This window comes from Nostoc sp. (genome assembly GCF_036917465.1).
In the GTDB taxonomy this organism is placed as follows: domain Bacteria; phylum Cyanobacteriota; class Cyanobacteriia; order Cyanobacteriales; family Nostocaceae; genus Nostoc.
In genome coordinates this window covers 86,089-111,452 of the sequence record NZ_JBALDL010000087.1, presented here as the reverse complement: position 1 = coordinate 111,452, position 25,364 = coordinate 86,089, and the positions used below count along the sequence as shown (strand labels likewise).

Here is a 25,364-nt window from a genome sequence, read left to right as displayed (position 1 = left end):
AAAAAGTTAATAATCGTAGATAAATTCTTTTTCCCTTTTACCTTGTCGCTGATGTAAATCAAAATAGTTGGACAGGTTTCTTTTGCAGCTTAGAAGTAATCGAGCTTACCCGATCGACCACAGAAATCATGTATTTGTAATCTGGTACTTGTCCATTGGCTACATACCCAACTTCTTGAGCTAAACCTGAAGGCGCATCACTCATGACTTTACGGATAAACTCTTGACGGTTACGTTCTATATTCGGCCCAATCAAAACCACGCCTAATGGTACATAATGAGGGTCTTTAAATAGTATGCGGAATTCGGTAGGGGCTAACTGTGAAGCGTAGAGAGACAATTCTGCCTCTGAGACAGCACAGGCGATCGCTTTTCCTTGAGCCACAAAGTCTAGCGCGGCTTTGGGTGTGGGTGCAAATAGGATCTCAGCTAGCGTTGTACCATAAAGATTATAAAGAGGGAAATAATATCCTGTTGCAGAGCCTAACTGGCCTAAAGCCAGTGTTTTACCTTGAAGTTCTTTCAATTGAGTGATTGGACTGTCTTTGCGAACAACGAAGATTGAGCGCAAATTACTGATACCTATTAAAGGAAACAGGGGAGAATATTGGTGACGTGCGATCGCAATAGCCGCTAAACCCGGTGGAGCAAATACCAATGACCAAGCACGAGCGTCAAGGCGCTCAACCGCTCTATTTTCATTAAAAACAGGCTCTAGCTGAATATATGAGTTAGTTTTTTCGCCCAAATAATTATTAAATTTAGCATATTGATTAATTATCTGTTCGCCTCCACCATAGTTGATAACGCCAACAGTTAACGCACCCTCAAAGTCATTTTTTGGTTTGCAGGCAGCAAATGTAAAACCTAGCAGATGAAACAGAAATAAACGCCGGGAAAATCGCAAAGACATCGTAATTATGCTTAAGTAAATAACTTAGTTTTCAGGACTAATCGAGATAAGTTTGACTGCTGCCTAAATAGGTTATATTGCAACAAAAATTAATATTTATTTAAATATTGTTGAGATGCTTTCTAACAGGTATAAATAAATATTAGACAAACTCAGATACTACCTTCCTTGCTTAGGTTATGTTAAACAACATTACGTTAAAAAACTTAAAAATAGGTGCTAAATTTAACTTGCTTTTAATATTAGTTTTCATAGTCAGTATTGTGGGAAGTGGCGTTGCCTTATCCAGTGTACTTCAGGGGAGAGCGCAAAATGAAGTAACTTCTCAAGCGCAGATTCTCATCCAAATGGTGAACGCAGTTAGAGATTATACACAAAATCGTATAGTTCCTCTATTAGAACCTAGATTAGACACTAATCCAACATTCATGCCTGAAGTTGTACCAACTTTTTCTTCTAAAGAAGTGTTTGAGAATTTTCGTAAAAAACCTGAATTTAAAAACTTTTTTCATAAAGATGCAACACTTAATCCAACAAATTTAGCAGATAAAGCTGATAGTTTTGAAACTCAACTTGTAGAACGTTTTCGCAACGACTCCAAAACTGAAGAAATTACAGGCTTTCGCAACTTGTCAGAAGGCGAAGTATTTTACATAGCGCGACCACTAAAGATTACACAACAGAAATGTCTGCGATGTCATTCTACACCAGATCAGGCTCCTAAGAGTCAGTTGGTAACTTATGGCTCAGAAAATGGTTTTGGCTGGCAACTCAATCAGATTGTTTCTGCTCAAATCATCTCTGTTCCTTCCCAAGAGATTTTTGCCAATGCCAAACGGACTTGGATTTTAATTATGGGACTTTTAATTACTATTTTTGCAATCGTAGTTTTCTTAATTAACTTTTTAATCAAAAAATATGTGATTCAGCGCATCAGGAAAATAGAGAAGATAGCCCAAAAAGTTAGCATTGGTGATATGAGCGCTGATTTTGAAGAAAGCTCTAATGATGAAATTGGCGGGCTAGCAGAAGCATTTAATCGGATGAAAGCCAGCTTGAAAATAGCTATGGAGATGTTGAATAACCAAAACTGATAATTCGTAATTTTTGGAAACAAAAACGCAATATTTAATAAATCAAGAAAGTAGGCGTTGCTGAAATTGCAAACCTTTTTGAGGTTCGGGGATTTGTGATGCTAGAATTTTCACAAATTCTGCACGGGAAATTTGTCCAGAAGATTTAACAGCTTTTTGGACTAGAAACTTAGCTATTGGGCCAATTAAATCAGCCAATTCGCGCTCACACTGATGCAGAAAGCGCTCGGTGATTACTTGAGATTTTTCGCTTGCTAGATTATTAGACTTAACTTCAGATTTAACAGTAATTTCTTGTAGTTGAGTAGGTTTCTCTAGTAGAAATATTGTTTTTTTCTGAAAATCAATTTGTTGATTTTCTCGAAGATGAAGGGCTAATCGACTAATTAATTCTTCCAAATTGGGCGCTGATGCCGTAACTTGCTGTAGTAACCTTGAAGCAACAGGGCCAATAAATTCCAAAAGAATTGTTTCTAAGCGGCTGTAATTTTCCGCAGACAGCATAACAGCAGGCGAATGCCCAATTGAGTTTTGTGGAGAAAGTGAAGCTTGAAGCGGTTGTGTAAAAGATGGTGATTGAAATGATTGCGCTTTTACTCTTGTATCCAGAAGCTTAAGCACTTGTAGAACTTCAGCCGCAGACTGATAGCGCTGTTTAAAGTGGTGTAACACCATCTTAGATAACACAGATGCCAACTCAGAACTAACTTTAGCCTGATGTTCCCAAGAAATCTCACCACTATCTATATCTTCCTCAAAATTTATAGGATGTAACCCTGTCAGCGATTGAATGCAAATAATACCCAAAGAATAAATATCACTGTTGGGACGCGGCTTACCTTGCCCTTGTTCTGTAGACATATATCCTGGAGTACCGATGATAATAGTAGCTCCCGTACGCCCTGAAACTGTAAGCAGTTGAGTTTGCACTTGTTTAACTGCGCCAAAATCAATTAGCACTAACTTGCCGTCTTGCTGCCGCCTAATTATATTGTCTGGTTTGATATCTCGATGGATAACGTTGTGGCTGTGAATAAATTGCAGAATACCCAACATCTGTTGGAGAAGCTGAATTACTTGGTCTTCTGTCCAAAGTTGATTGGGTAAGAGTTCCGCTTTCAGGGTATGCCCCTCAATGAACTCTTGCACCAAGAAGAACTCTTGGTTGTCTTCAAAATAGGCTAAAAGCCGAGGGATTTGGTCATGGTTGCCTAGTTGCTCTAGTGTTTCTGCCTCATTAGTAAATAGCCGTCTAGCAGTTTCGAGAAATTCAGGGCTACGAGTGACGGGCTTAAGATGTTTGACAACGCATTTCGGGAAACCTGGCCGATGGGTATCTTGGGCTATATAAGTTTGACCAAATCCACCTCCACCTAAGACCTGGAGGACTTGGTAACGTCCGTCTAATAATTGTCCTAACATGGTGTCACTTGCCTTAAGTCCTAAAATTAATCTTGGCACAACTGCCAGCTTTGGCAAGGTTTGTATTTTAGAATTACCAAACTTTTTAAATAATTTGGATGAGATAAATTTTGAATTTTGTGAGTCAGTTCAGGAAGCAGAGAAAAAATTGTTAGAGGAATTAATACTGCGATCGCTCCTTCGCCGCGCCCTGCATCCCTGTGGTACATTAGTATTAACTATTTGATGCCCTATCAATTCTATGACAATCGCCCAAGAATTAGATTCCGAAACAGGCATCTGCGAAGATGTTATATTTCCTCCTGGTGATTTATTTAGTGACGAGCCTCCCTTGGAAAGTGAACTGCATCTGCGACAAATAATCCTACTTTTGCAATGTCTGGAATGGCTATGGCGAGATAGAAATGATTTCTACTCGGCGGGAAATCTGACTATCTACTACAGTCCACGCCAACGCAAATCAGAAAAGTTTCGGGGCCCAGACTTTTTTGTAGTACTGGGAACTGAACGCAAAACCCGTAAAAGTTGGGTAGTGTGGGAAGAAGATGGCAAATATCCTAATGTAATTCTCGAAATTTTATCTAACTCCACAGCTAATACTGACAAAGGTTTAAAAAAAGAAATTTATCAAAATACTTTCCGCACACCCGATTATTTTTGGTTTGACCCATATACATTAGAATTTGCCGGATTTCATTTAGTAGATGGAGAGTATCAACCTCTACAAGCTTCCGAACAAGGACATTTGTGGAGTAAGCAGCTAGGTTTATATCTGGGAATTTATCAGGGAGTATTGCGGTTTTTTACACCAGATGGTCAATTAGTCCCAACACCTGAAGAAACGGCTCAAGAGTCAGAACAACGCATAGAACAGGCAGAACAACGGGCACAACAGGAAGCTGAAAAAGCAGAACGTTTGGCAGCAAAATTGCGAGAGTTAAATATCGACCCAGATACAATTTAATTAACTACCAAGATATAAATATCATTAAATTCTAGAGTTATTTTCGCCTCGTGAATAGTGTTGTTCAACAATATCAAGGACTTATCAGAGTTTGGTTGGAGAGTTATGCAAAATAATGTAAACTTACACTTTTTAAGGAACTGGTTAAAGGATTAGCCGTCTAGAGTGAAGACTTAGGTGTTAGGAGTTATTTATTCCCCTTGTTCTCGCTCCCGTATGCTTACCCTTTTCATTCGGGGGTTATGTGGTTAACAATAGGTTGAATGTTTTTCAAGTGATTCAATCTTATGGCTAGAACTCCAAATGAATATTCCGTCTACCTCCTACTGGAAAGCGGCCACCGGGAAGAAGTACGTTTTCCTACTATTCAAGAGTTTCAGAAGTGGTATAGCGGCGAACTTGTGCCAAAATCTGCTTCTAATGACTTTATTAGTGTGCCGATCAAAAATATTCAAGGGGAATATATGGTAATCCGCCCTTCTCGGATTGTGGCAATCCGGGTAGAACCCGTTTTTAGTTCCAGTGTTGAAAGATTCAACTAAATGATGAGAAAAACCCTTGCTTTCCTTTCCTTGAGTTTGGGAGTTGTCCTTGTAAACCCTCTCTGGTCATCTGTTGCTCAAGTTCCCAACTTCCTGCCCTTGCCAGTACCGACTGCTCCCGATCTCTCACCTGTGCCAATACCAATCACTCCTGAGATCGCGCCGCCGCTAAAACCGATCGCCATAGGAAGCGATTGTACGCTCCGGCAGAATTGCTTGGGTTGGGACGATCAAATTTGGGGTCAAAGAGGTGCTTCGTCCACCGGAGGCGATCGCAATGCGTTGTTGGCTTCCATTGACAACAGTTTGATCTACCTAACAAAGAAAGATGCGATCGCAGCATATCAAAATTATCCAGTCAAGGAAATTACTCTCGATCGCGTCCGCCAGAGTTTGTTACGTTTCCGCCAACTAGTTGTCAGTTCTAAGTCAGCAGCGCAACTACAAGCTTCTGTCCGCCGTGAGTTTGTCTTTTACCAGTCTATAGGCAACGATGGCAAGGGTACTGTTAAATTCACTGCTTACTATGAACCTGTTTACACTGCTAGCCGTGTCAGGACTGCAATATATAAATATCCCCTTTATCGGCTACCACCTGATTTCAGCCAATGGCCGAAACCCCACCCAAAACGAATTGATTTGGAAGGGAAGGATGGTTTAAAAGGGAATAAAAGCAAATTGCGCGGTTTAGAACTGCTTTGGTTCCGCGATCGCTTAGACGCATACATGGTACATATCCAAGGTTCTGCCCAAATTAAATTAACTAATGGCCAGACAACATCAATTGGCTATGCAGGTGGAACTGATTACCCTTGGACTAGCATCGGCAAAGAACTAGCCAAAGATGGCAAACTGCCACTAAATGGATTGACGCTACCACGGATGATTGCTTATTTCCGGCAAAAACCCTATGAGTTGAGTAATTATCTGCCGCGCTGGGAACGATTTATTTTCTTCCAAGAAACAAACGGTAGATCGGCGACTGGTAGTATTCATGTGCCAGTGACAGCAGAACGTTCTATTGCCACAGATAAGTCTCTCATGCCTCCGGGAGCGCTAGCTCTAATTTACAATTCATTTCCCTATTCTGCTGGCCGTGGCAAACTAGAGAGGCGTACTGTCAGCCGCTATGTGCTTGACCAGGATACAGGAAGCGCCATCAAAGGCCCGGGACGGGTGGATTATTTTATGGGTTCTGGTAAACTAGCAGGCGATCGCGCTGGCATCACAGGCGGTAATGGTTCACTATATTATTTGCTGCTCAAAGATTAGGCATTGGGCATTGGGCATTGGGCATTGATTCATCTCCCCCCAGTCCCCAGTCCCCAGTCCCCAATCCCCAGCCCCCAATCCCCAATCCCACCTAATACGGCGGATAAGCAAAATCATCTTCATCCGCATAAACGTAAGAGTTAGAAACTCCTGCCATTGCTAATTTAGGCGTTTCTGATTTTACAGGTTCCTTCCCAAAATCTTTGTATTCTTCAAAAGTCTTGCAAATCATTGCAGACTCAAGAGAATCCGAAGCAATTAAATATTGGGTTAAAGTGCCTACTGTCGGATGTTTGTAGTCTACAGTTGAAGCCACCAGAACAGTATTTGGTTCAATACCTCTTTCTTCACACTCAATTATGGGGCAAAAAATCCCATGAGCATGAAATAGAGGGCCTTTTGGTGTTAAAGGTTGCTTGCGGTAAACAGCATAAGCTTTTTCTAGTTCAGCAACGAATCCACTAACTACTTTGCCTTGTTGATATTCGCAGTAGGTTTTGCTGAAACTTGCTCCAGCAGCACCATTAAGAGTTAGTTGTAATGGTGATTCATGTAAAAACTTTTTATTCTCACCCACTATAAAAATTAGATAGCGAGTAAAGGTTTTAAATTTAAGTTTGTCTGCTAAAAAAGCATCATAATTCTCTTTGAGCGTACCTAGTTTTAGACCACTTTCCCGGTCTTTGACAGACAATGGGCCTCGACGCACTAAAACCAAGTTTGGAGTAGTGGTAATAAAGACTGTTTCGACTCCAGAGCTAAATTCATGCTCTACCTGCTGCCAATTATCATCTGGCACAAAGCCGACAGCATTAGCATTATCTAGTTTAATCGCCAAACCGTGGGATTGCATACCATCTGTGCCATACCGAGGATTAATCATCTGACACCAGGGGATGACTTGAGAAGGCGGTGCATTGAATTTCTCGTCTTCAAAGTCGAAATTAGCAGATGCTTTCATCGTTTTAGGCTATCAAAGTGTTTTATTGAACAAGTTTATCGGCAGAACGCTGAATCCTGGAGAGCCAGAAGAAAAGCGTTGGTACGAGCATCACCCGTCCCTTGCCTGTCGCCCTCAAAATAAGGGCGAACGTGCTGTCAAACTGGCATAGTAGTTTTTCCAGAGTAAGGCAGAATCAATCTATGTTGCAATCCCTGTTTCGTTTTGTAACAACAGATCCTTGTCAAAATAGTGCTGGTCAGTTAGCATTGATTGCTCAGTATTGTTTCGGTGAACTTAAACCAGCAAGAGTCTTTAAATCAGGTACTTCTAAGTCAGGTTGACTTAATGTTGATTCTGTCATTTCAGATCCTTTTTTCTCTGCTCGACGGTTTACCCAGACTGTCGATAGTCCTAGAGATTTGGCTGGAACGATATCGTGATATATACTAGCAGCAACATGTAATATCTGCTCTAGCGGCAAATCAATTCTCTCAATAGCCAGTCTGAAGTTGTTTAAGGAAGGTTTGTAACTTTTTGCCTGTTCTGCTGTGATTATCTGGTCAAATTCCACCTCCAACTGCTTTACCGAGAAAGCAAAGAGATCGTCATCGACATTTGAAATAATTACCAACTGAAACTTTTGCTTGAGGGTTTTAAGTGCCTCAACTGTATCGGGGAAAGGCAGCCAATGCTGAATCGAATCAGGAAGCGAATTTAGTTCCTCGACAGTTGGTTCAAAGCCAAGTCGTTCACCAAATTTCTCGACTACTCTCTTCAAAACTTCCCGATATTTGATATAATTCCCTTTTTCAAGTTCTGCTTCAAAATCAGCAAAAAGTTCCAGAATTTGATCGTTATCCAAATTAGTGTTGTGTGCTAGCAGAAGTGGCTTGAGCGCTGCTAAAATGCCGTTCTCCCAATCAATCAAGGTTCCGTAACAATCAAAAGTTAAAGTTTTATACTGATTGAAGTTAATCACCTTTTTATACTCATGGCTTGATTCTATAGTGTTCAGTTCTCATAAACTAGAAGACAGGTGAACCCAGATGCGTTGGCGCAGCCCGCCGCAGGCATCGCTAGATCATATTGTTAAAGTCTCTAGACATTTTTTATATCAGATTTTCAACTGCTAAAAGATTGGCAAGGCAAAGTGTGAGGGTCGTTTTAAGATTACTAACTAACTGCTTTTGTAAAGCAGTGCTAAAAAAATTTATATGGTACTTATCAAAAAAAAGTAATATTGCTGAGTTTAGCGTGTGTGATAATGTTACCTCACAGGGGAAATTATTCCTAATAAGTATAGTTTGTATGCATCTTAAATTTCAGGATACACAAGCAAATACCACTGAAAAATTAAACTCTACTGAGCAGGAATCTCATAACCACCCATCTAGACCTTCTTCTGTAGCAGAGGCAGTGGTTAAAATGCTAAAAGAGATGGGAGTAGAGTATGCCTTTGGTGTTTCGGGAGGCGCGATCGCGCCAATATGGGCTGCATTACACCAAAGTTCCATGCAGGTACTGCACTTTCGCCACGAGGCTGGAGCAGCTTTCGCAGCGATTGAAGCTTACTTTGCTAGCGATCGCCCAGTTGTGGTATTCACTACTACAGGGCCGGGGATCACCAACGCTTTGACAGGGCTGTTAGCTGCCCGTTGGGAAGGAGCTAAGGTAATTTTCGTATCAGCTTCGACCTCTTCACCACAGCGCGGACGCTGGGCTTGTCAAGAAACTAGCACCTACACTATGCCTAGTGCAGGTATTTTTACTTCGGGGACAATATTCCATTATGCGACAACCCTCGAATCCAGCGATGAACTTCCAGAGGTTGCTCGAAGGATTGCTCTTGGTATAGGACAACCAGGAGGATTTGTAGCTCATATCAGCATTCCGGTAAACATCCAGACAAGTTCTGTAAATACATCTTTGCCACGAGTAACTTTGTCTCAGGCTGTGGCAAGCGTAAGTGAGGAGACAATAGCGAAATGTGTTCACTTACTCTCTGAGGAGCCGTTTGCAATCTGGGTGGGCTTCGGGGCACGGGGTGCTGCAAAAGAGATTCGCCAGCTTGCTGAAAGAACAGGGGCTGCCGTAATGTGTTCACCACGAGCTAAGGGTATTTTTCCTGAAGATCATCCTCAGTTTCTAGGTGTTACCGGCTTTGGGGGACATGAGTCGGTTTTGAGGTACATGAAAGAGCAACGTCCAAGACACATCCTAGTACTAGGAACACGCCTTGGTGAATTTACCTCATTGTGGAACCCTGTGATGATTCCTTGGCAAGGCTTCCTGCATGTTGACATCGACCCGGAAATACCGGGAACTGCATATCCATCTACTGAGACTTTCGCCATCCAGTCTGATGTGAGAATCTTCCTGAAGAGTCTGTTGAAGAACTTCCCAGAAAATACTGGCCGCTCACAAACAATAGTGCTGCCTCAATTCAAAGGCGATGTCATCAAGCCAGGCGCGGTTGGTCTAGTGCGACCAGAACTGCTCATGGATGTGATTCAACAAGTGATTGTTGATAGAAGCGATGCAGTGGTAATGGCAGAGTCAGGTAACTCTTTTGCTTGGGTAATTCATCTGCTACGATTTACCACAGCAAATCGTTACCGGATCAGCAACGGATTTGGTTCTATGGGGCATTTTGTCACAGGTGTAGTAGGTGCTGCTTTGGCACGGAATGGCAAGGCTGTTGCCATTGTCGGAGATGGTGCCATGCTGATGAACAGCGAGGTAAACACGGCTGTAAAATATCAAGTTCCTGCCGTCTGGATTGTACTCAATGATGGGCACTATAACATCTGCGAACAGGGGATAGCATATCTAGGATTCAATAATGTAGATGCAACAATTCCACAGGCAGATTTCGTCAAGATTGCTCAGGGAATGGGAGCAGAAGGTATTCGGGTTGAAAAAGAAACTGACGTTCAAGTAGCACTAGAAAAAGCGATCGCGGCGAACGGCCCATTTGTGGTTGATGTAATCATAGATCCCACCCAAATAGCACCCACTCAAAGTCGTAATCTAAGCCTGATTTTACAGGGCGCTACCAACTATTAAGATAAGATAACAGAGAATTTTTTATATGGTGCATTTCCCAGTAGGTATTAGCTCAGTTGCACTAAGTTTTCCAACTATTAGACGTACCAATAACTATTACATAGAAAAGTACCCTGAGCTAATAGCTCAGACTGAACAAAAAGGACTGGCAAGGCTGTTTTCGCTGACTGGAAGCACTCCACTTAACGAGTTTGATCTGGAGATGTTGCCTTATCTTTCAGATCCCTTTCGAGGTACTGTTGAGCGCTGGCTGCTTAGTCATGAGGAGTCTTCGTTAACCTTGGAGTATCGCGCGGCAACAGATGCCTTGAATGCAGCTAAACTTTCAGTTAATGATATTGATTTGATGATTGTGGCCTCAGTTTGGCCGGAACAAATTGGATTTGGCAATGCCGCCTTTCTTGCCCGTAAACTCGGTCTTGTGGGTGCTGCATGGAATCTTGATGCAACCTGTGGGAGTACACCAGTTGTACTTCAAACTGCCTCTGCTTTGGTACGAGCGGGAGAGTATCGCAATGTACTCGTAGTTATTTCGTGTTCGTACTCTCGCGTTTGTGACGAGCAAGATACTGTGTCTTGGTTTCTTGGTGATGGGGCTGGAGCCTTTGTAGTCAGTTCACTCAAAGTAAATCAGGGTATCCTTGGCACTAAGACAGTTCATACAGGGGCGCTGTGTGAAGTGGTATCTACTGATCTGACAAAGGATGAACAAGGAAATTCACGACTTCGCATACAGACTGGTAAGGATGCAAAGGCTCTACGCGAAACGGCTGCGGAGTTTCTTTCTATATGTTGTGAGGGTGCGATCGCATCTGCTGGTGTAACGTTAGAGCAAATAGACTTTTTTCTTTTCAATACCCCTACTGCTTGGATGACACGCTTCTGCACGCGGCTACTAGGTATTAACCCAGAGCGCACGATCGATCTCTACCCTCTATATGCAAATATAGGGCCAGTACTGACTGTGGCAAATCTGTACCATGCTGCACATTTGGGTAAGATTCACGAAAATGACTTAGTTCTCATTTATGGTTCTGGTGCAGCAGGTGTTGCCTCTGCAAGTGTAATGCGCTGGGGTAATGTGGCGTTAGCCCCTCATCCTCTTGAAAGCTCTAAATTAGCCGAAAAATCTCTCTAAAAAGGAGCGGAATTTCTTACTGGCATCTTTATCAATAAAGGAGTTAAGCGTGCAAAGACGAATTATAACAACAGGATTTTTGCTGTTATCTTTGATATTTCCACTCAAAGTATTAGCAAAGGATTATGACAATATTTACGTCTTTGGAGACAGTTTGTCTGATACCGGGAATGTATTTAATGCCACTAATGGAATTATCCCCCCAAGTCCAACCTACTATAATGGGCATTTCTCTAATGGCCCAATTTGGGTTGATTATCTTGCCTCCGATCTAGGATTAACATTAAACCTGAAAAATAACTTTGCTTTTGGTGGTGCGACTACAGGAACTGAGAATATTGGTTTAGCTACCTTACCAGGATTGCAGCAACAGATAAATAACTTTGTAGCAGCAGAAACTGCCGATCCTAATGCTCTATATATTATTTGGGCTGGAACTAATGACTACCTAAGTTACTTTTTCGATGGTGAGCCAAATCCTAGCAATACAGTGGCAAATTTATCAACAGCGTTGACATCACTTGTTGCTGATGGCGCTAAAGATATCATGGTCGTCAACTTACCAGATTTGGGAAAATCGCCTTTTGCAAATTTCACCAATCAACGTTCCAACTTATTTAGCACATTTAGCAGCGAACATAACTCTAGCTTGAATACAGAACTCCAAGTTTTGAGCCAACAATTAAGTGCCGATGTCAATATTATAGAACTGAATGTTAATTCTCTATTTGATCGGATCATTGCCGCTCCAGAGGAATTCGGTTTTACAAACGTTACTAACTCTTGTATTAGCGAAGACTTATCAGTAGTGCCTATAGATATTCCCACACAACAAGTTTCCTGTAACCCTAAAGAATTTTTGTTTTGGGACGGAGTGCATCCTACAACTACTGCTCATAAGCTAATTGGAGAATTAGCATTCTCAGCGCTTCAGCCAGTACCAGTACCCGAAGCATCTGCTGGATTAGGAATGTTAGCATATAGCATTTTAGGTGCAGTTTCGCTATTGAAACGCAAAATAACTAATTGAATTAGCACTTGTTCCTAAGCTGGCTTAACTTTGTATTATGACTCTAATATTAAGTCCCCTTTAATACTCAACTGCTCCTAGAGCTTTTAAAGTATCCTTCTGAGACTCAGTTAAGCCACTTATGCTAGTGATATTCATTCCCTCATAAGGATTTTTACTTTTCAAAGTTTTTAAACATTCACCTGTTTGTACATCCCAAATTTTAATTGTCTCATCTTCGCTACAACTGACCACAGTCTGACCATCAGAACTAAAGGTAACTGACCAAACCCATCTAGTATGTCCTAATAGAGTTATTAAACAGCTACCTGTGCTAACATCCCAAAGCTTAACTGTTTGGTCTCCACTGCCACTCGCCAGTATGCGACCATCAGAACTGAAAGCAACTGAATATATAGTATTTGTATGGCCTTGCAAAGTTCTAATACACTGACCAGTAGTGACATCCCAGATTTTAATCGTTTGGTCTCCGCTACCGCTAGCTAGCATACCACCATCTGAACTGAAACCAACTGCCCAAACCCATTCGGTATGAGCTTGTAAAGTATAAAGGCATTTGCTAATGCGAATATCCCAGAGTTTTACTGTTCCGTCATGACTACCACTAGCTAATACATGACTGTCAGAACTGAAAGTGACTGACCATGTTCTACCACTATGTTCTCGTAAAATATTGAGGCATTCACCAGTGCTGACATTCCATATTCTTATTGTTTGGTCATCGCTACCACTTGCCAAAAAATAGCTGTCAGCACTAAAAGTAACTGATGTAACTCGATTACTATGTCCTTTCAATATTTTAAGACATTTACTATTATTTATATCCCATAACCTTAATGTTTGGTCTTCGCTACCACTAGCAATCAAGTGAGAATCAGGGCTAAAAACAACTGATGTAACTCTCCTATCATGTCCCCGGAAAATTTTGAGACACTTACCAGTAATAGCATCCCACACTGTCACTGTTTGGTCATTACTACCACTGGCAAGGAAATTATCGTTTGGGCTAACAGCAACTGACCATATCCCATTGTTGTAACCCTGGAAGGTCTTAATGCATCGACCAGTACTGATATTCCATAACTTTACCGTTTGGTCATCACTGCTACTAGCACAGATATTTTGATTTATACATATTGCTAACGACCATACCCTACTTTTATGTCCTTGTAGAGTTTTAAGGCATTGGCCAGTCACGAAATCCCATACCTTAACTGTTTGGTCTTCACCGCAACTAACAAGAGTGCTACCATCGACGCTAAAGGTAACTGAATGTACCAAGTCTGTATGCCCCTGCAAAGTTTTAATACATTTACCAGTATTTGTGTCCCAAAGTTTAACTGTTTGGTCATGGCTAGCACTAGCTAGTGTATTACCGTCAGGGCTGAAAGTAACTGAGTATACCCACTGAGTATGACCGTCTAAAGTGTGAATACATGAATTGCTGTTAATATCCCACAGCCTTACCTTATAGTCATCATTTCCACTTGCCAACACATCACCTTTGGGACTAAAGGCAACAGACCATACACTACAACCATTTTCCTGTAATGTTTTGAAACATTTGCCTGTACTGATATTCCACAGTTTCACTGTTTGGTCATCACTGCCACTAGCAAGAACGTGATTGTCAGGACTAAAAGTGACTGAACGAACCCCACCACTATGACCCTCAAAAGTTTTTAAGCACTGACCAGTACTGGTATCCCACAGCTTTATTGTTTGGTCATTACTGCCACTAGCAAGAACTTGACCGTCGGGACTAAAAGTAACTGACCAAACCCAACCAGTATGCCCCTTACAAGCCATAAGTTGCTGACTGTTGGCAACTTCGTACAAGCGAATTTCTCCATTGGTATCACCAGTAGCTAGAAGTTTACCATTCGGGCTAAAGGCTACTGAAAAAATACCACCAAAGGTTTCAATAAAAACACATTTAGCTAGATGAGCATGAGCAAAATTTACATTATGCAACTTTATATGCTGCAAATCGGCTTGCCAAATAGTTAGATGAGAAAAATCATAACTACTGAGATCAGTTTCTAAATGACAAAGCAAGTTAAAGATATTTCCTGCTGTATAACTTTGTTCTAGAGGGGATATCTCTCGTAGCGTTGCTAAAATTTGAGCTAAGTGATTTTCTAAGTTTTTTTTACTTCTAAAGGCAGTAAGCAGCCAATCTATAACTGGTTTGATGATAAAGCGAATTTGAGTATCCCTAACATATTCTTTTGCTGTTGCTTTTGTTAGAGCTTTACTCCTAAATAAATAAATATTCTGAGTTAGAATCTCTTCACATACATGTTCTATCAACTTAGTAGTTACATACTCCATGACCACAGGTTGGAGGGTAAAAACTAATCCAGTTTTTCCAATCAGCGTAGGCGTAGCTTTCTCGATTAGCGATCGCCTTCCCAGCGATTCTATCGCCTCTAGTAATTTTGATTGTGCAACTGGTGAGGTAATATCATCTCGCAATTCTGAGAGTGTAGCCGACTCACGATTAATCGCTAGCCAGTACATAATATCCTTTTCTAAATCTGACAAGCGCTCAAACTGCTGCTCTAAAACATCACGAATGTCGCCAAAAACAGCCGTGTCTTGCTGCAAAAATTCAGTGATATTACCACCAAAAATATCTTGAATGGTTGTAGCAACTATCTTTAGGGCCAGTGGATTGCCTGCGTAGCGCTCAATCATTACTTTCCATTCATCCTCTACCGCACATAGCCCTTTAAGTTTTAAGATTTCTTGCCCTTCTGCCACCTTCAAGCCACTCAGTGGTATGGAGCGAACAGATAATGCTTCTCCTTCCAGTAATGCCACTTCTTTCGGTTTTTCCCGACTAGTCAGCACTAAACAGCTTTGGTGAGTTGCTTCTCCTATCCGTCTTAAAAGCTCACCATATTCTTCATGTCCTTCTCGATAAAGTCCCGCGCGGCTACCACTGCGGAGAATTGACTCTGCATTATCAAGAATCACTAAACAGCGATGATTTTGCAAATAATAGAGGAGTCGTGATACGCGATCGCTAAAGCTTTCTGGTAAGTTACCTTCTGTTTCTTGTTCGTCAGATAGAAATTGAATCAGGTTACTGAGAATAATTGTAACAGGTGGGGCTTCTCGTAGCGATCGCCAGATCACATACTCAAAGTTGTCCTGAATTTGTTGAGCAAGTTTTACAGATAGAGTAGTTTTCCCAATCCCTCCTATTCCTAATAGTGCAACTAATTGGCAGTGTTCATTCAGAATCCATCGCTCCAGCGTAGTCAGTTCTTCAATACGTCCATAAAAAACCGAGTTAAAGATAGCTTCTCCCCAATCTACACGATTAGTTGAGCTTGAATAGTCACTTTTATCTATTTTTAAGTGGAAAACTGAAAAAAGCTTTTCAATAGTCTGTTTATCAACTCCTCCTTCTCGATTAAATACTTTCGAGATGGTAGCAGAATATAACCCAGAGCGGACACTCATTTCTTCAAGAGTATACCTGTTTCCAAAATTCTCTTTTGCTTCTGATTGATGCTTTGCTTCCTTAATTTTTTGTAACCCCTTGGTAGTAAGTGCAACGCCACGCTTGCGTCTCCAATTCTGTAAAGTCATGTATTAACTCACTATTGGTGTAATCACCTTTGACTAAAAGGAATTATCTACTAGGTTGCTATAAATATGAGGTGATAGCTATCACAAATAAATAACCTCATATTGCAGAGGATTTAAAACATAATATATTAACAAGAATCTTTACTGATAAAACCATCTTTTGCAATCTACTAGTCTCGGTAATTCAATACCACTTGCTCAACAGACAATCTACTTTATAGGACATTAGTGACATAAACTCTTTAGCTAAAAGTTTCTAGTACCACAGGTAACGGCAGATTCATTACGTATATATTATTTATTTGCTACCTTAGCTTTTCAGTAAGATATTTGGGCAGAAAGCTTAAGTTCAATCTAAAAATCCCGATTTTCACTGGTAAAGACAGTTCGGAATTGGCAATCTTGATAAAGAAAGCTTGTATATATCTAGACTATCAATCAATGAATAAAACTACTGCACTTAAATCTTCCCGTTTGGCAACCTCCAGTAAAAAAAGGGCGCTTAAGCGAATTACCTTAAGCTTGACATCAGATGAAGCTCAAAACCTTGAAAAGTATTGTGAACAGACAGGTAGATCCGCAATAGATGTGATTCGGGAACTCATTCAAGCTCTACCTTGACCTGACTTTTCATGCCAAGTCTATACAGCCCAAGTCTAAAAGAGCCTGTCTTAAGTATATAAAAGAATAGACAACCTTGTACAAGAGGGTAAAACTTTGTCCAGGGTTTTATTTTATCTAAAAATAGGATGAATTCGTGAATGAATCAAGTATGACAGTTAAAATACTTCAGCATCCTTGATAAATCTGAAAAACTTCTGATAAAACGTACATCATCAAGTCAAGAACATGATCGATGGGGTATCCACAAGTAAACGTAAGAAACAGAAGGCTGGATTAAATAGTAAATGTTTGATGTTGGTTTTGGAGTGCTTTGTAGCAACTATCAAATACAAGGTTGAGGAAATTGATGGTGTGTTTGTGAAAGTTCCAATACAAGCTAGAATTTTTGTATTCGACTAATTAGACGAATATTGTCCGATCAGTCTAACTCTCATTACTATTAGTTAACTCGACAAAAATATTTGCAAATAAAATAATTAACTCTGCTAAGAAACAGTAATAATAATGCTATTGTATTTATTTGGCAATAAATGCCTAAAATTAGGATTTATCCCAAACCAAGGTTTTTCTCTAATTCAGAGGAGATTTGAGGCACTTATTTATCTCCCTAAACCATGCCACTTGCTCCACTTGAAGAAACTTCTTTTCTCCGATATAATCCCTCCCTCTGTAAGAATATCGTAAGTAGATTGGCGTAAAAATTTGTCGTTGGGATAAACCAGGAGGCTGGAGGGGAGAGGATTTTAGTCTAGTTTATCTTTCTTTACATAGTTCGGTTTTATTATGCAAACTTACTTAGTCTTTACCCTTAAAAAAGGTAAAACCGAAATCTAATTCTCCTTTTTTAAAGGATACTTAGAAGGATATAAAATTATTTCATATATCAATAGCATAAGTTTCAAACATTTTTTAAGCATTGTTAATTGCAATCAATTTAAAATTAACAATGTGACAAAAACCTTAACCTAAATTTGTACTAATTTTAACTAAATCTTTGCCTATGCTGTATCCCCTAGTAAGAAGATTGTGTAGTAACTAGAGGAAAATACAGTATTACTATCGGATTTTAGATGTATTATTACCATTAACCTAGAGCTAGAAGTCAAATTGGAGGTTCTTGCGAGTTGCTGTTTACTGCATTAAGGACTGGAGATTTATGAAACTGCAACTGATCCAATTACACATCCTTTGAGACAAATTCACTGGAGCGTAGACTCAGAAGACGTACAGATCCTACTTGTATAGAGGAAACCATGTGTCTACGCCTACAGCATGACATTTGCATATTTTCTGTGGAGTTTTCTTAACTATTCTTGAGGAGTAAAAATGCTTGAGGCTATCGCTGTTGCTTGGTTATTACTGTTTTTTGGGGATTTTCTATCTACATTCATTTACCACGTACCCGAGCACGTTTTTGGTAGCCTTCATTTAAAAACGCACCACTCCTGGAAAAAGGACTTCCGCCACTACGCTATTTTGACTTTTAATCCCCAGGTTCTTTTAGATGGGATATTGGGAGCTTTGCCTTATGTACTCATGGCAGTACTTTTGTGGTCTTTCTCTCCCATTGGCGTTATTTCGGGATTACTGCTTGGTCAGTTTCATGTATGGTGGAGACACATAAGTGTACTGGGTTGGCAAACTCCAAGGCCGATAAATATTTTATGCCAAATTCTATTTGTTACTACTCCTGAGGGACACTGGTTACATCATCACAAAACTAATTTAGGTTTCGGTGATATTTTCACCTTCTTTGAACAACCTGCACAAATGTGGTTACGCTGGCTTCGGTTACTCAGAATTCGTTTTCGCTACTCTCGCATCTAACTGAAGCTAACGCTGATCTCAATACTTTTTAAAAGTACCAAAAGAGGCTGCGATCGCAGCCTCTTTTTGTCCGCTATTTATATTTTACAGTCTCAGAAATGCGCTAGCAACAAGAGATATCAATCGACCATAGAATTAAATCTATGCCTTTATCTAATTTATTAAAGCTTTACTTATGGTTTTTCTAGGGCGTGTCATCAAAGAATGAGCCAGTTACACAAACGGAAGCATACCCTGTTAAGGAGTTTCAGGGTATTTGCTACCACTCAACTTCGCTGTTACATCGCCAATATTTTTGGGAAAACTAGTCTTAATTAGTAAATTACTATATCCCTAGATTTTTATGAGAATTCATCTCTTTTTCGGAGATGCTCGGCATAGCCTGTTTATCCGTTTGCAGAGCGTCCCACAGGGAAAGGGTACGGATAGTTACGGTGAAGAAGGTAGGAGACAGCATAGTGCAGCAGTAGCGAGTCCGCGATCGTCGGCAGGAGGCAGAAGGTTGCAATATAGTGTAGGCTTCTTTCCTATCCGAGAGGCTGCGCGATCGCAACTGGTAGAAAGAGAGAAAATATCCGTCTTGAAAAAATTAGCGGCAGAGGTGGTAGATAAAATTAATAACCTGGTTGGCTTGAATGCAGTCAATTTAGATGAGGTATTTTATGTCAGCAGTTAACCTCAGAAAGATTCTCAATAAAAAAGAGTTGCCATCTCTCCTTCATAACTTAGTTTACCAATTCAACATTGCAATTGATGTTGAACTGGTAGATGGCACAAAACTAATTAGTATTGGAAAGCAAACTACCGAAAACCGGTATCCAATCGAGGTGCCAGGAGAAATCATCGGTTGGGTTGTTGGGGAAGAACAGGCAACTCTACTGGCAACTTTGCTCTCGTTTCTGGCCAAGCAGGAAGCTGAGAAGAAAGTACTCGCCATAGAATTGCTGGAGCGATACCAGGAAATTGATTTGTTTGAGGATATCTCAACTAAACTCACCACAAGTTTAGATCCGCGACAGATTGCCCAACTTGTGCTTCAAGAATTGAGTCAATTGATTGAATCGTCTGGGGGGATAATTTTGCTCCTGAGTTCAGATGGAACTCCATTTGAAATCATCGCCGAATTTGGAGTGTTTTTTGACGACAGTCAGCCGGAACCAGGTAAGGGAATTATTGGCAACATTATCCAATCCAACCGGGCTGAACTGATCAATGATGTGCAAGCCGATCCTCGATTAGAGGGGGAAACAAACCTTAGTGCCATGATTTGCGTACCGTTACGAGCCAAGGAGCGGGTACTTGGAGCGATCGCTATTGGCACATCCCAAACTGAATCATACAAAGCCGAACACCTGAAACTTGTGAGTATCTTTGCCTCTCAAAGTGCGATCGCTATTGACAAAGCTTTACTTTACGAGCAAAGCACTCAAGCAGCAGTCCAGGCAAAAGCCCAGACACAGAAGCTTCAGCAAGCTCTCCACGATCTGCAATTGGCTCAAACTCAGTTAATCCAAAGCGAAAAAATGTCCAGTCTCGGACAACTCATTGCCGGAGTTGCCCACGAAATCAACAACCCGATTAACTTTATTTGCGGCAATTTAAAATATGTTGCCGAATATTCCCAAGACTTGTTACACGTATTGGAAAAGTATCAGAACTTCCTACCTGTTATTCCTCCAGAGTTGGAATCAGAGTTAGACAATATAGACCTGGAATTTATCATGCAGGATCTCCCCAAACTGCTAGATTCGATGAAACTGGGCACCGATCGCATCGTAGAAATTGTCCAATCCCTGAAAAACTTTTCCCGCCATGATGAAGCCAAAATGAAAGCCGTGAACATCCATGATGGCATCGACGGAACATTAATGATTCTTCACCATCGCTTAAAAGCAGATGTTCGCCGTCCAGCAATTGAAATCCTTAAAGATTATACCAAGCTTCCCTTAATTCAATGCTATCCCGGACAGTTAAATCAGGTGTTTATGAACATCCTGGCAAATGCCATTGATGCGCTCGAAGAGTCATTAGTCATTAGTCATTGGTCATTGGCATCAAACGAATCACAAGTAACAAATGACAAAGGAGAAAGGATACTTCCGACCATCACTATTCGTACCAAAGTCCTTGATGGGCAGTGGGTTGTGATTCGCATTGCCGACAATGGCCCAGGCATGAAGGAGGAAGTCATCCGCCGCATTTACGATCCCTTTTTCACCACGAAAGATATTGGTAAGGGAACCGGCTTAGGCATGGCAATCAGTTACCAAATTATTGTAGACAAACATGGAGGAATGCTCAAGTGTCGTTCTCAACCAGGTGAAGGCACAGAATTCTGGATTCAGATTCCTTTAAATTGTGCAGTGGCGGACGCTGCTGAAGAAGAGAATTATACGTTTGCCTTGCCAACTGCCACAACGGAATTATCGCATACACCCGATGCCGACGGCTTCATTGCATCAACAGTTCCAATGCTCAAACCCACAGATTTGCTGATCCGCCATACTCAATTGATCCAGCGACTTTCACAGCACAATCCAGACGTGGAAACTGCATCACCCGATCAAATTTACCAGATGTTCCAACGCCACCCAATTTCGTTAAAGCTTTACGCCACTTTGTTGTCTTGTTTCTGTTATTCTAACCCTACCGAAATACGCCACTAGAGAAACTTCAACTATGTTTAAGCAATTTGATGAATACAACAGTCAGCTTGCTTCCACGAAGTAGTACCACAAGGCCATCGTAGACATCGCACTATTAGGAATTATCAACACAAATCTGGTTACACTTGGTTAATAGATCAACGGTTAACAGTACTCATGTCAGGATAGCGTTCACCTGCTGCTACACCTTTTGGCGCAACTGCTTCCAGTCGATTCAACTCTTGTTCAGTCAGAGTAATTTCGGTAGCTGCAACATTCTCTTCTAAGTAGGTACGGCGTTTTGTCCCAGGAATTGGCACAATATCTTCTCCTTGAGCCAATAGCCATGCTAGTGCAAGTTGACTAGCAGTTACTCCTTTTTCGGTGGCAATTGCCTTCACTTGCTCGACTAATTGTAGGTTCTTATAAAAATTCTCGCCTTGAAAGCGAGGAGCATTTCTGCGATAGTCATCAGAAGCTAGATCGTCAGGGCTAGCGATCGCACCTGATAGAAATCCTCTTCCTAATGGGCTATAGGCAACAAACCCAATTCCTAATTCCCGCACAGTAGGTAAAATTTCATCCTCTGGCTCTCGACTCCAAAGCGAGTATTCTGTTTGCAGTGCCGCAATCGGGTGAACTGCCACAGCCCGCCGAATCGTCGCCGGAGCAGCCTCTGAAAGCCCTAAATAACGCACTTTTCCCAGCTTTACTAACTCTGCCATTGCTCCTACGGTATCTTCAATGGGTACGGTTGTATCTACCCGATGTTGATAATAGAGGTCAATCACTTCCACTCCCAGACGTTTTAGCGAGGCATCGCAAGCTTGATGGACATATTCGGGTTTGCCACTAATCCCTTTCCAACCACCATCTTCTGTGCGGACATTACCAAATTTGGTTGCTAATACTACTCGATCTCGGCGATCCTTAATGGCTTTGCCTACTAATTGCTCATTAGTAAAAGGCCCATACATATCAGCAGTATCAAGAAAATTAACTCCAAGTTCCAATGCTCGATGAATTGTTGCGATCGCCTCAATTTCATCACGACCACTATAAAACTCGGACATTCCCATGCAACCAAGTCCGATGGCTGAAACTTCTAACCCAAGTTTCCCTAGCTTTCTGGTTTTCATCAAATAGTCTCCTAGTGAGTCAGAGAAAATCTACTCCTTCAGCATTATCCCTTTCTTTATCACTTAGTCATCTACACTTAGAAGTATTTATTGGAAAAATATACATAATCATAAACTTGAAATAATACGAACCCCTTTTTCACACATAGTTTCTTTTAGATGCTGATAGATAGCATCATCATGAACTAGCAAACCCTGTTTAGTTTTCGTATTTACAATTAAATATCTTGGTTCTTTTTCTGAAGGTGAAGTATTGAATTTTAAGAGTGCCCAATCAGAGTCCAAGCCATTCTTCCATAGATATGAAAATTCTTCTAAGTTGGTGTTCATGTCAATGCTTTTTTTAAACTAAATCTTACTTAGCAAAGAAAATTGTAGAGTGTGTTAGAACGGAGTTCGTAACGCACTATTATCAAGGGTTTGATGCCGTACTCTCTGCGCTCACATCCTACGTATATTTTCAGAAATCAAACCGGATTCCTATAGAAACCTAGAAGATATTTAACGTAGTTTTAAGGTTTCAAGCAATCTTTTTGCTTCTAAAACCCCAAAAATTGGTCTAATCTGAAAAACCTACCCATAAGAGCCTCGCCTGTTTATTCAGAAGCGAATTCTGGGAAACCTTAATTTGTGAGAGCGGGAGGCTTTTGCCAGAAGGAACTAGAATTAGGAAACACCTAGCTGGGTTCTTCTGAATTTTGAAATTAGGAGTGCATGTGTGCCAAAATCCCCTAAATATTTGCTGATTGGCTCAACGGAGACTTATAGCGGTAAATCTGCAACTGTTCTGGGTTTGTCTCATCAGCTACAGCAAAAAGGACTGGATATTACCTACGGTAAACCGCTTGGTACGTGTCTAAATTCGTCTAGTGGAACCGTAATTGAGGAAGATGTCCAATTCATCGCTCTTAGCCTCAATTTGCCGGAAAACCGTGTCGCACCTACAATGCTGGCTTTGGATGAACTAAATGTGCAGAAGCGCTTACGAGGGGAAGACAAAACCGATTATCAGCAGTCTCTAGTACAGCAATATTTGCATAAATCTCAAGGAGATTTGGTGTTACTGGAGGGGCCTGGTGATTTTTCTGAAGGCAATTTGTTTGACTTGTCTTTGCTGCAAATGGCTGAAGTATTGGATGCTGGTGTGCTGTTGGTAAGCCGCTATAAATCGTTGGTTTCGGTCGAGGCGCTATTGGCTGCTAAAGGGCGTGTGGGCGATCGCTTGATGGGAGTTGTGATCAATGATATCCCTGTCACCCAACTAGAAGCGGTTGACACTCTCTTGCGTCCATTTTTGGAACAGCAGGGTATTCCCGTGCTAGCAATGCTGCCGAATAGCGATTTGCTCCGTAGTATAAGTGTTGGCGAACTGGTGAAACAGTTAAAGGCTGATGTTCTCTGTCGCAACGATCGCATGGATTTGCTGGTAGAAAGTTTGGCAATTGGAGCAATGAATGTCAACTCTGCTGTCAAGTATTTCCGCAAACGCCGAAATATGGCAGTTGTAACCGGAGGCGATCGCGTCGAAATTCAGCAAGCCGCTTTGGAAACATCTACCCAATGTTTAATTCTCACCGGGCAACTACCGCCGCCGCCGTTCATTCTCAGCCGTGCTGAAGAACTAGAAATCCCCATTTTATCTGTTGACTTAGACACCCTCACCACTGTCGAAATTGTTAACCGCACTTTCGGACAAGTCCGCCTCCACGAACCGATTAAGGTTCACTGCATTCGCCAGTTAATGTCTGAGCATTTTGACATTGAACGCCTGTTATCTAAACTGGGTTTAACTCCAGCAGCAGCATTGTCTTAGATTCATCAAGCTCAACAATTAAGAGCATCTATGCTCAATTATCAGGTAGGAGCCTGTATTCCTGGCGAAGATAAAGTCGGCACGCTGTCACCTCAGAGGCGATCGCGTACCGTCTCCCTCCGCACCGTAATCGAGTTATTCAACCAAACAATCGAAAAATTGTAGCAATGTCTAACTCAAGTTTTTCTCGCACCTACACGCTGTTTGGTAAAATGTCTGGGTCGTTTAATCGGATTATGTCTATCTTTGAGCCAATCAACAGACCTTATTAAACTCGATACATTAGCACAAGAACTGGCGACAATCCAACAAACGGGTTCCAAAAAAATCGCCTTGTTGGGTTCTCGTCACGTTCCAATTACGCATCAGAATCTGATTGAAATGATGACTTATGCCCTAGTTCTATCGGGTAATCGCATCATTACTTCTGGTGCTACAGGTACAAATTCAGCCGCCATTAAGGGAGCAACGCGGGCTGATGCAAATTTGTTGACGGTGATTCTACCCCAAAGCCTGGAACGCCAGCCTTTGGAATCGCGCCAGCAACTAGAACAGGTAATGCATTTAGTGGAAAATCCCAGTAATGATAATCTGTCTCTTGCGGAAGCTAGTTACCTGTGCAACAAGGAAATTGTCTCCCGTTGCCAGCAACTAATCTGTTTTGCGTTTCACGACAGCCGCACCTTGTTGCAAACTTGTCAAGATGCAGAAGAACAAAGAAAAGTGGTGACGCTTTTCTACTTTGATTAGTCATTTGTCATTTGTCTTTTGTCATTTGTATTTGACTGATGACTAATGACCGATGACTCATGACTAATAACCAACAACAATAAGTAATGATAATTTTTTTGTACTCGATCGCTGCTGCTGTCGTTCTGATTTACCTGCCTTTTTTGGTAGTAGCTTATGCCCGTGTGCGGATTGGCAAGGAAATGCTTGCTACTCCTCGCGCGATGGTTGATAAATTGCCGCCTTATGCCCAACGAGCGACTTGGGCACATCAGAACACCTTTGAAGCCTTTATGGTATTTGCCGCAGCAGCATTAATGGCTTATGTAACTGGTGTAAATTCTACTACAGCACAAATAGCTGCGATCGCCTTTGTGGTAGCTCGTTTGCTATACTCAGTTTTTTATATTTTGAATATACCCCTTTTGCGATCGCTCATGTTTGCTACTGGCATAGTTAGCTCTATCACTCTTATCTTCTTGAGCATCATCCAAGCTACTAATTAAGTGGGGGATGGGGACTGGGGAATGGGGACTGGGGACTGGGGAATGGGGACTAGGAAAATATTTTCTAACCAATGTCCAATCCAAAATCTAAAAT

24 protein-coding genes are annotated in these 25,364 nt (G+C 41.3%); 17 read left to right on the top strand and 7 right to left on the bottom strand.

Annotated features, from left to right (window positions below):
- Positions 1-58 precede the first annotated feature (58 nt).
- Entirely contained in the window at positions 59-913 is an 855-nt protein-coding gene (locus V7K38_RS22690; RefSeq protein ID WP_334860873.1) for a phosphate/phosphite/phosphonate ABC transporter substrate-binding protein, read from the bottom strand.
- Positions 914-1,092: 179 nt separating this feature from the next.
- Between V7K38_RS22690 and V7K38_RS22685 the strand changes: the two genes are divergently transcribed.
- A complete protein-coding gene (locus V7K38_RS22685) occupies positions 1,093-2,007 on the top strand; it encodes a Tll0287-like domain-containing protein (protein ID WP_334860871.1) in 915 nt (304 codons plus the stop codon).
- 42 nt (positions 2,008-2,049) lie between these two features.
- On the opposite strand, the gene V7K38_RS22680 is transcribed toward V7K38_RS22685, so the two are convergent.
- Complete coding sequence (locus V7K38_RS22680; RefSeq protein WP_334860869.1) at positions 2,050-3,429, bottom strand: serine/threonine-protein kinase; 1,380 nt, start codon at positions 3,427-3,429, stop codon at positions 2,050-2,052.
- Here V7K38_RS22680 and V7K38_RS22675 point away from each other — a divergent pair.
- The 4 genes from V7K38_RS22675 to mltA all read left to right on the top strand — a co-directional run bounded on the left by V7K38_RS22675 (position 3,428) and on the right by mltA (position 6,207).
- Positions 3,428-3,655, top strand: a complete 228-nt coding sequence (locus tag V7K38_RS22675) for a hypothetical protein (protein ID WP_334860867.1) — start codon at positions 3,428-3,430, stop codon at positions 3,653-3,655. The genes V7K38_RS22680 and V7K38_RS22675 overlap by 2 nt on opposite strands.
- A 15-nt stretch (positions 3,656-3,670) precedes the next feature.
- On the top strand, positions 3,671-4,393 hold the full coding sequence (locus V7K38_RS22670; protein WP_334860865.1) for a Uma2 family endonuclease: 723 nt from the start codon (positions 3,671-3,673) through the stop codon (positions 4,391-4,393).
- A gap of 287 nt (positions 4,394-4,680) precedes the next feature.
- The gene (locus V7K38_RS22665; RefSeq protein WP_094344291.1) at positions 4,681-4,935 is read left to right on the top strand and encodes a hypothetical protein; all 255 of its coding nucleotides are present in this window, start codon (positions 4,681-4,683) and stop codon (positions 4,933-4,935) included.
- A gap of 3 nt (positions 4,936-4,938) precedes the next feature.
- Positions 4,939-6,207: a murein transglycosylase A gene (gene mltA / locus V7K38_RS22660; RefSeq protein ID WP_334861045.1), complete on the top strand. Its 1,269-nt coding sequence runs from the start codon at positions 4,939-4,941 to the stop codon at positions 6,205-6,207.
- A 91-nt stretch (positions 6,208-6,298) separates the two neighbouring features.
- On the opposite strand, the gene V7K38_RS22655 is transcribed toward mltA, so the two are convergent.
- The gene (locus tag V7K38_RS22655) at positions 6,299-7,168 is read right to left on the bottom strand and encodes a DUF5895 domain-containing protein (RefSeq protein ID WP_069073730.1); all 870 of its coding nucleotides are present in this window, start codon (positions 7,166-7,168) and stop codon (positions 6,299-6,301) included.
- A 25-nt stretch (positions 7,169-7,193) separates the two neighbouring features.
- On the opposite strand from V7K38_RS22655, the gene V7K38_RS22650 reads away from it, so the two are divergent.
- On the top strand, positions 7,194-7,319 hold the full coding sequence (locus V7K38_RS22650; RefSeq protein ID WP_334860861.1) for a hypothetical protein: 126 nt from the start codon (positions 7,194-7,196) through the stop codon (positions 7,317-7,319).
- Positions 7,320-7,424: 105 nt separating this feature from the next.
- Here the strand turns inward: V7K38_RS22650 and V7K38_RS22645 are convergent, their stop codons facing one another.
- On the bottom strand, positions 7,425-8,129 hold the full coding sequence (locus V7K38_RS22645; RefSeq protein WP_334860859.1) for a haloacid dehalogenase type II: 705 nt from the start codon (positions 8,127-8,129) through the stop codon (positions 7,425-7,427).
- Between the two features lie 329 nt (positions 8,130-8,458).
- Between V7K38_RS22645 and V7K38_RS22640 the strand changes: the two genes are divergently transcribed.
- The 3 genes from V7K38_RS22640 to V7K38_RS22630 are packed head-to-tail and all read left to right on the top strand — an operon-like array spanning position 8,459 to position 12,384.
- Positions 8,459-10,216, top strand: coding sequence for a ScyA-related TPP-binding enzyme (locus tag V7K38_RS22640; protein ID WP_334860857.1), 1,758 nt, complete (start codon positions 8,459-8,461; stop codon positions 10,214-10,216).
- 25 nt (positions 10,217-10,241) lie between these two features.
- Complete coding sequence (locus tag V7K38_RS22635; protein WP_334860855.1) at positions 10,242-11,354, top strand: 3-oxoacyl-ACP synthase III family protein; 1,113 nt, start codon at positions 10,242-10,244, stop codon at positions 11,352-11,354.
- Positions 11,355-11,403: 49 nt separating this feature from the next.
- Positions 11,404-12,384 (top strand): SGNH/GDSL hydrolase family protein, encoded by a 981-nt coding sequence (locus tag V7K38_RS22630; RefSeq protein ID WP_334860853.1) that lies wholly within the window; start codon positions 11,404-11,406, stop codon positions 12,382-12,384.
- A gap of 60 nt (positions 12,385-12,444) precedes the next feature.
- On the opposite strand, the gene V7K38_RS22625 is transcribed toward V7K38_RS22630, so the two are convergent.
- Complete coding sequence (locus tag V7K38_RS22625) at positions 12,445-15,987, bottom strand: NB-ARC domain-containing protein (RefSeq protein WP_334860851.1); 3,543 nt, start codon at positions 15,985-15,987, stop codon at positions 12,445-12,447.
- Between the two features lie 441 nt (positions 15,988-16,428).
- Here V7K38_RS22625 and V7K38_RS22620 point away from each other — a divergent pair, with 441 nt between their 5' ends.
- The 4 genes from V7K38_RS22620 to V7K38_RS22605 all read left to right on the top strand — a co-directional run bounded on the left by V7K38_RS22620 (position 16,429) and on the right by V7K38_RS22605 (position 21,104).
- Positions 16,429-16,608, top strand: coding sequence for a CopG family transcriptional regulator (locus tag V7K38_RS22620; protein ID WP_334860849.1), 180 nt, complete (start codon positions 16,429-16,431; stop codon positions 16,606-16,608).
- Between the two features lie 1,329 nt (positions 16,609-17,937).
- Complete coding sequence (locus V7K38_RS22615) at positions 17,938-18,438, top strand: fatty acid hydroxylase (RefSeq protein WP_334860847.1); 501 nt, start codon at positions 17,938-17,940, stop codon at positions 18,436-18,438.
- Positions 18,439-18,781: 343 nt separating this feature from the next.
- Positions 18,782-19,114 (top strand): hypothetical protein, encoded by a 333-nt coding sequence (locus tag V7K38_RS22610; protein ID WP_334860845.1) that lies wholly within the window; start codon positions 18,782-18,784, stop codon positions 19,112-19,114.
- Positions 19,101-21,104, top strand: a complete 2,004-nt coding sequence (locus tag V7K38_RS22605; protein ID WP_334860843.1) for a sensor histidine kinase — start codon at positions 19,101-19,103, stop codon at positions 21,102-21,104. Before V7K38_RS22610 ends, V7K38_RS22605 begins: the two co-directional genes overlap by 14 nt.
- Positions 21,105-21,241: 137 nt before the next feature.
- Here V7K38_RS22605 and V7K38_RS22600 read toward each other — a convergent pair whose 3' ends face one another.
- Positions 21,242-22,222 (bottom strand): aldo/keto reductase, encoded by a 981-nt coding sequence (locus V7K38_RS22600; RefSeq protein WP_334860840.1) that lies wholly within the window; start codon positions 22,220-22,222, stop codon positions 21,242-21,244.
- Positions 22,223-22,330: 108 nt separating this feature from the next.
- Positions 22,331-22,552, bottom strand: coding sequence for a hypothetical protein (locus V7K38_RS22595; protein WP_334860838.1), 222 nt, complete (start codon positions 22,550-22,552; stop codon positions 22,331-22,333).
- A 388-nt stretch (positions 22,553-22,940) separates the two neighbouring features.
- Between V7K38_RS22595 and V7K38_RS22590 the strand changes: the two genes are divergently transcribed.
- The 4 genes from V7K38_RS22590 to V7K38_RS22575 all read left to right on the top strand — a co-directional run bounded on the left by V7K38_RS22590 (position 22,941) and on the right by V7K38_RS22575 (position 25,270).
- Complete coding sequence (locus V7K38_RS22590) at positions 22,941-24,035, top strand: phosphotransacetylase family protein (RefSeq protein WP_334860836.1); 1,095 nt, start codon at positions 22,941-22,943, stop codon at positions 24,033-24,035.
- 30 nt (positions 24,036-24,065) lie between these two features.
- Positions 24,066-24,200, top strand: coding sequence for a hypothetical protein (locus V7K38_RS22585; RefSeq protein WP_334860834.1), 135 nt, complete (start codon positions 24,066-24,068; stop codon positions 24,198-24,200).
- Positions 24,201-24,281: 81 nt separating this feature from the next.
- A complete protein-coding gene (locus V7K38_RS22580; RefSeq protein ID WP_174712867.1) occupies positions 24,282-24,785 on the top strand; it encodes a DNA recombination-mediator protein A in 504 nt (167 codons plus the stop codon).
- 86 nt (positions 24,786-24,871) lie between these two features.
- Positions 24,872-25,270, top strand: coding sequence for an MAPEG family protein (locus V7K38_RS22575; protein WP_334860831.1), 399 nt, complete (start codon positions 24,872-24,874; stop codon positions 25,268-25,270).
- Positions 25,271-25,364 lie beyond the last annotated feature (94 nt).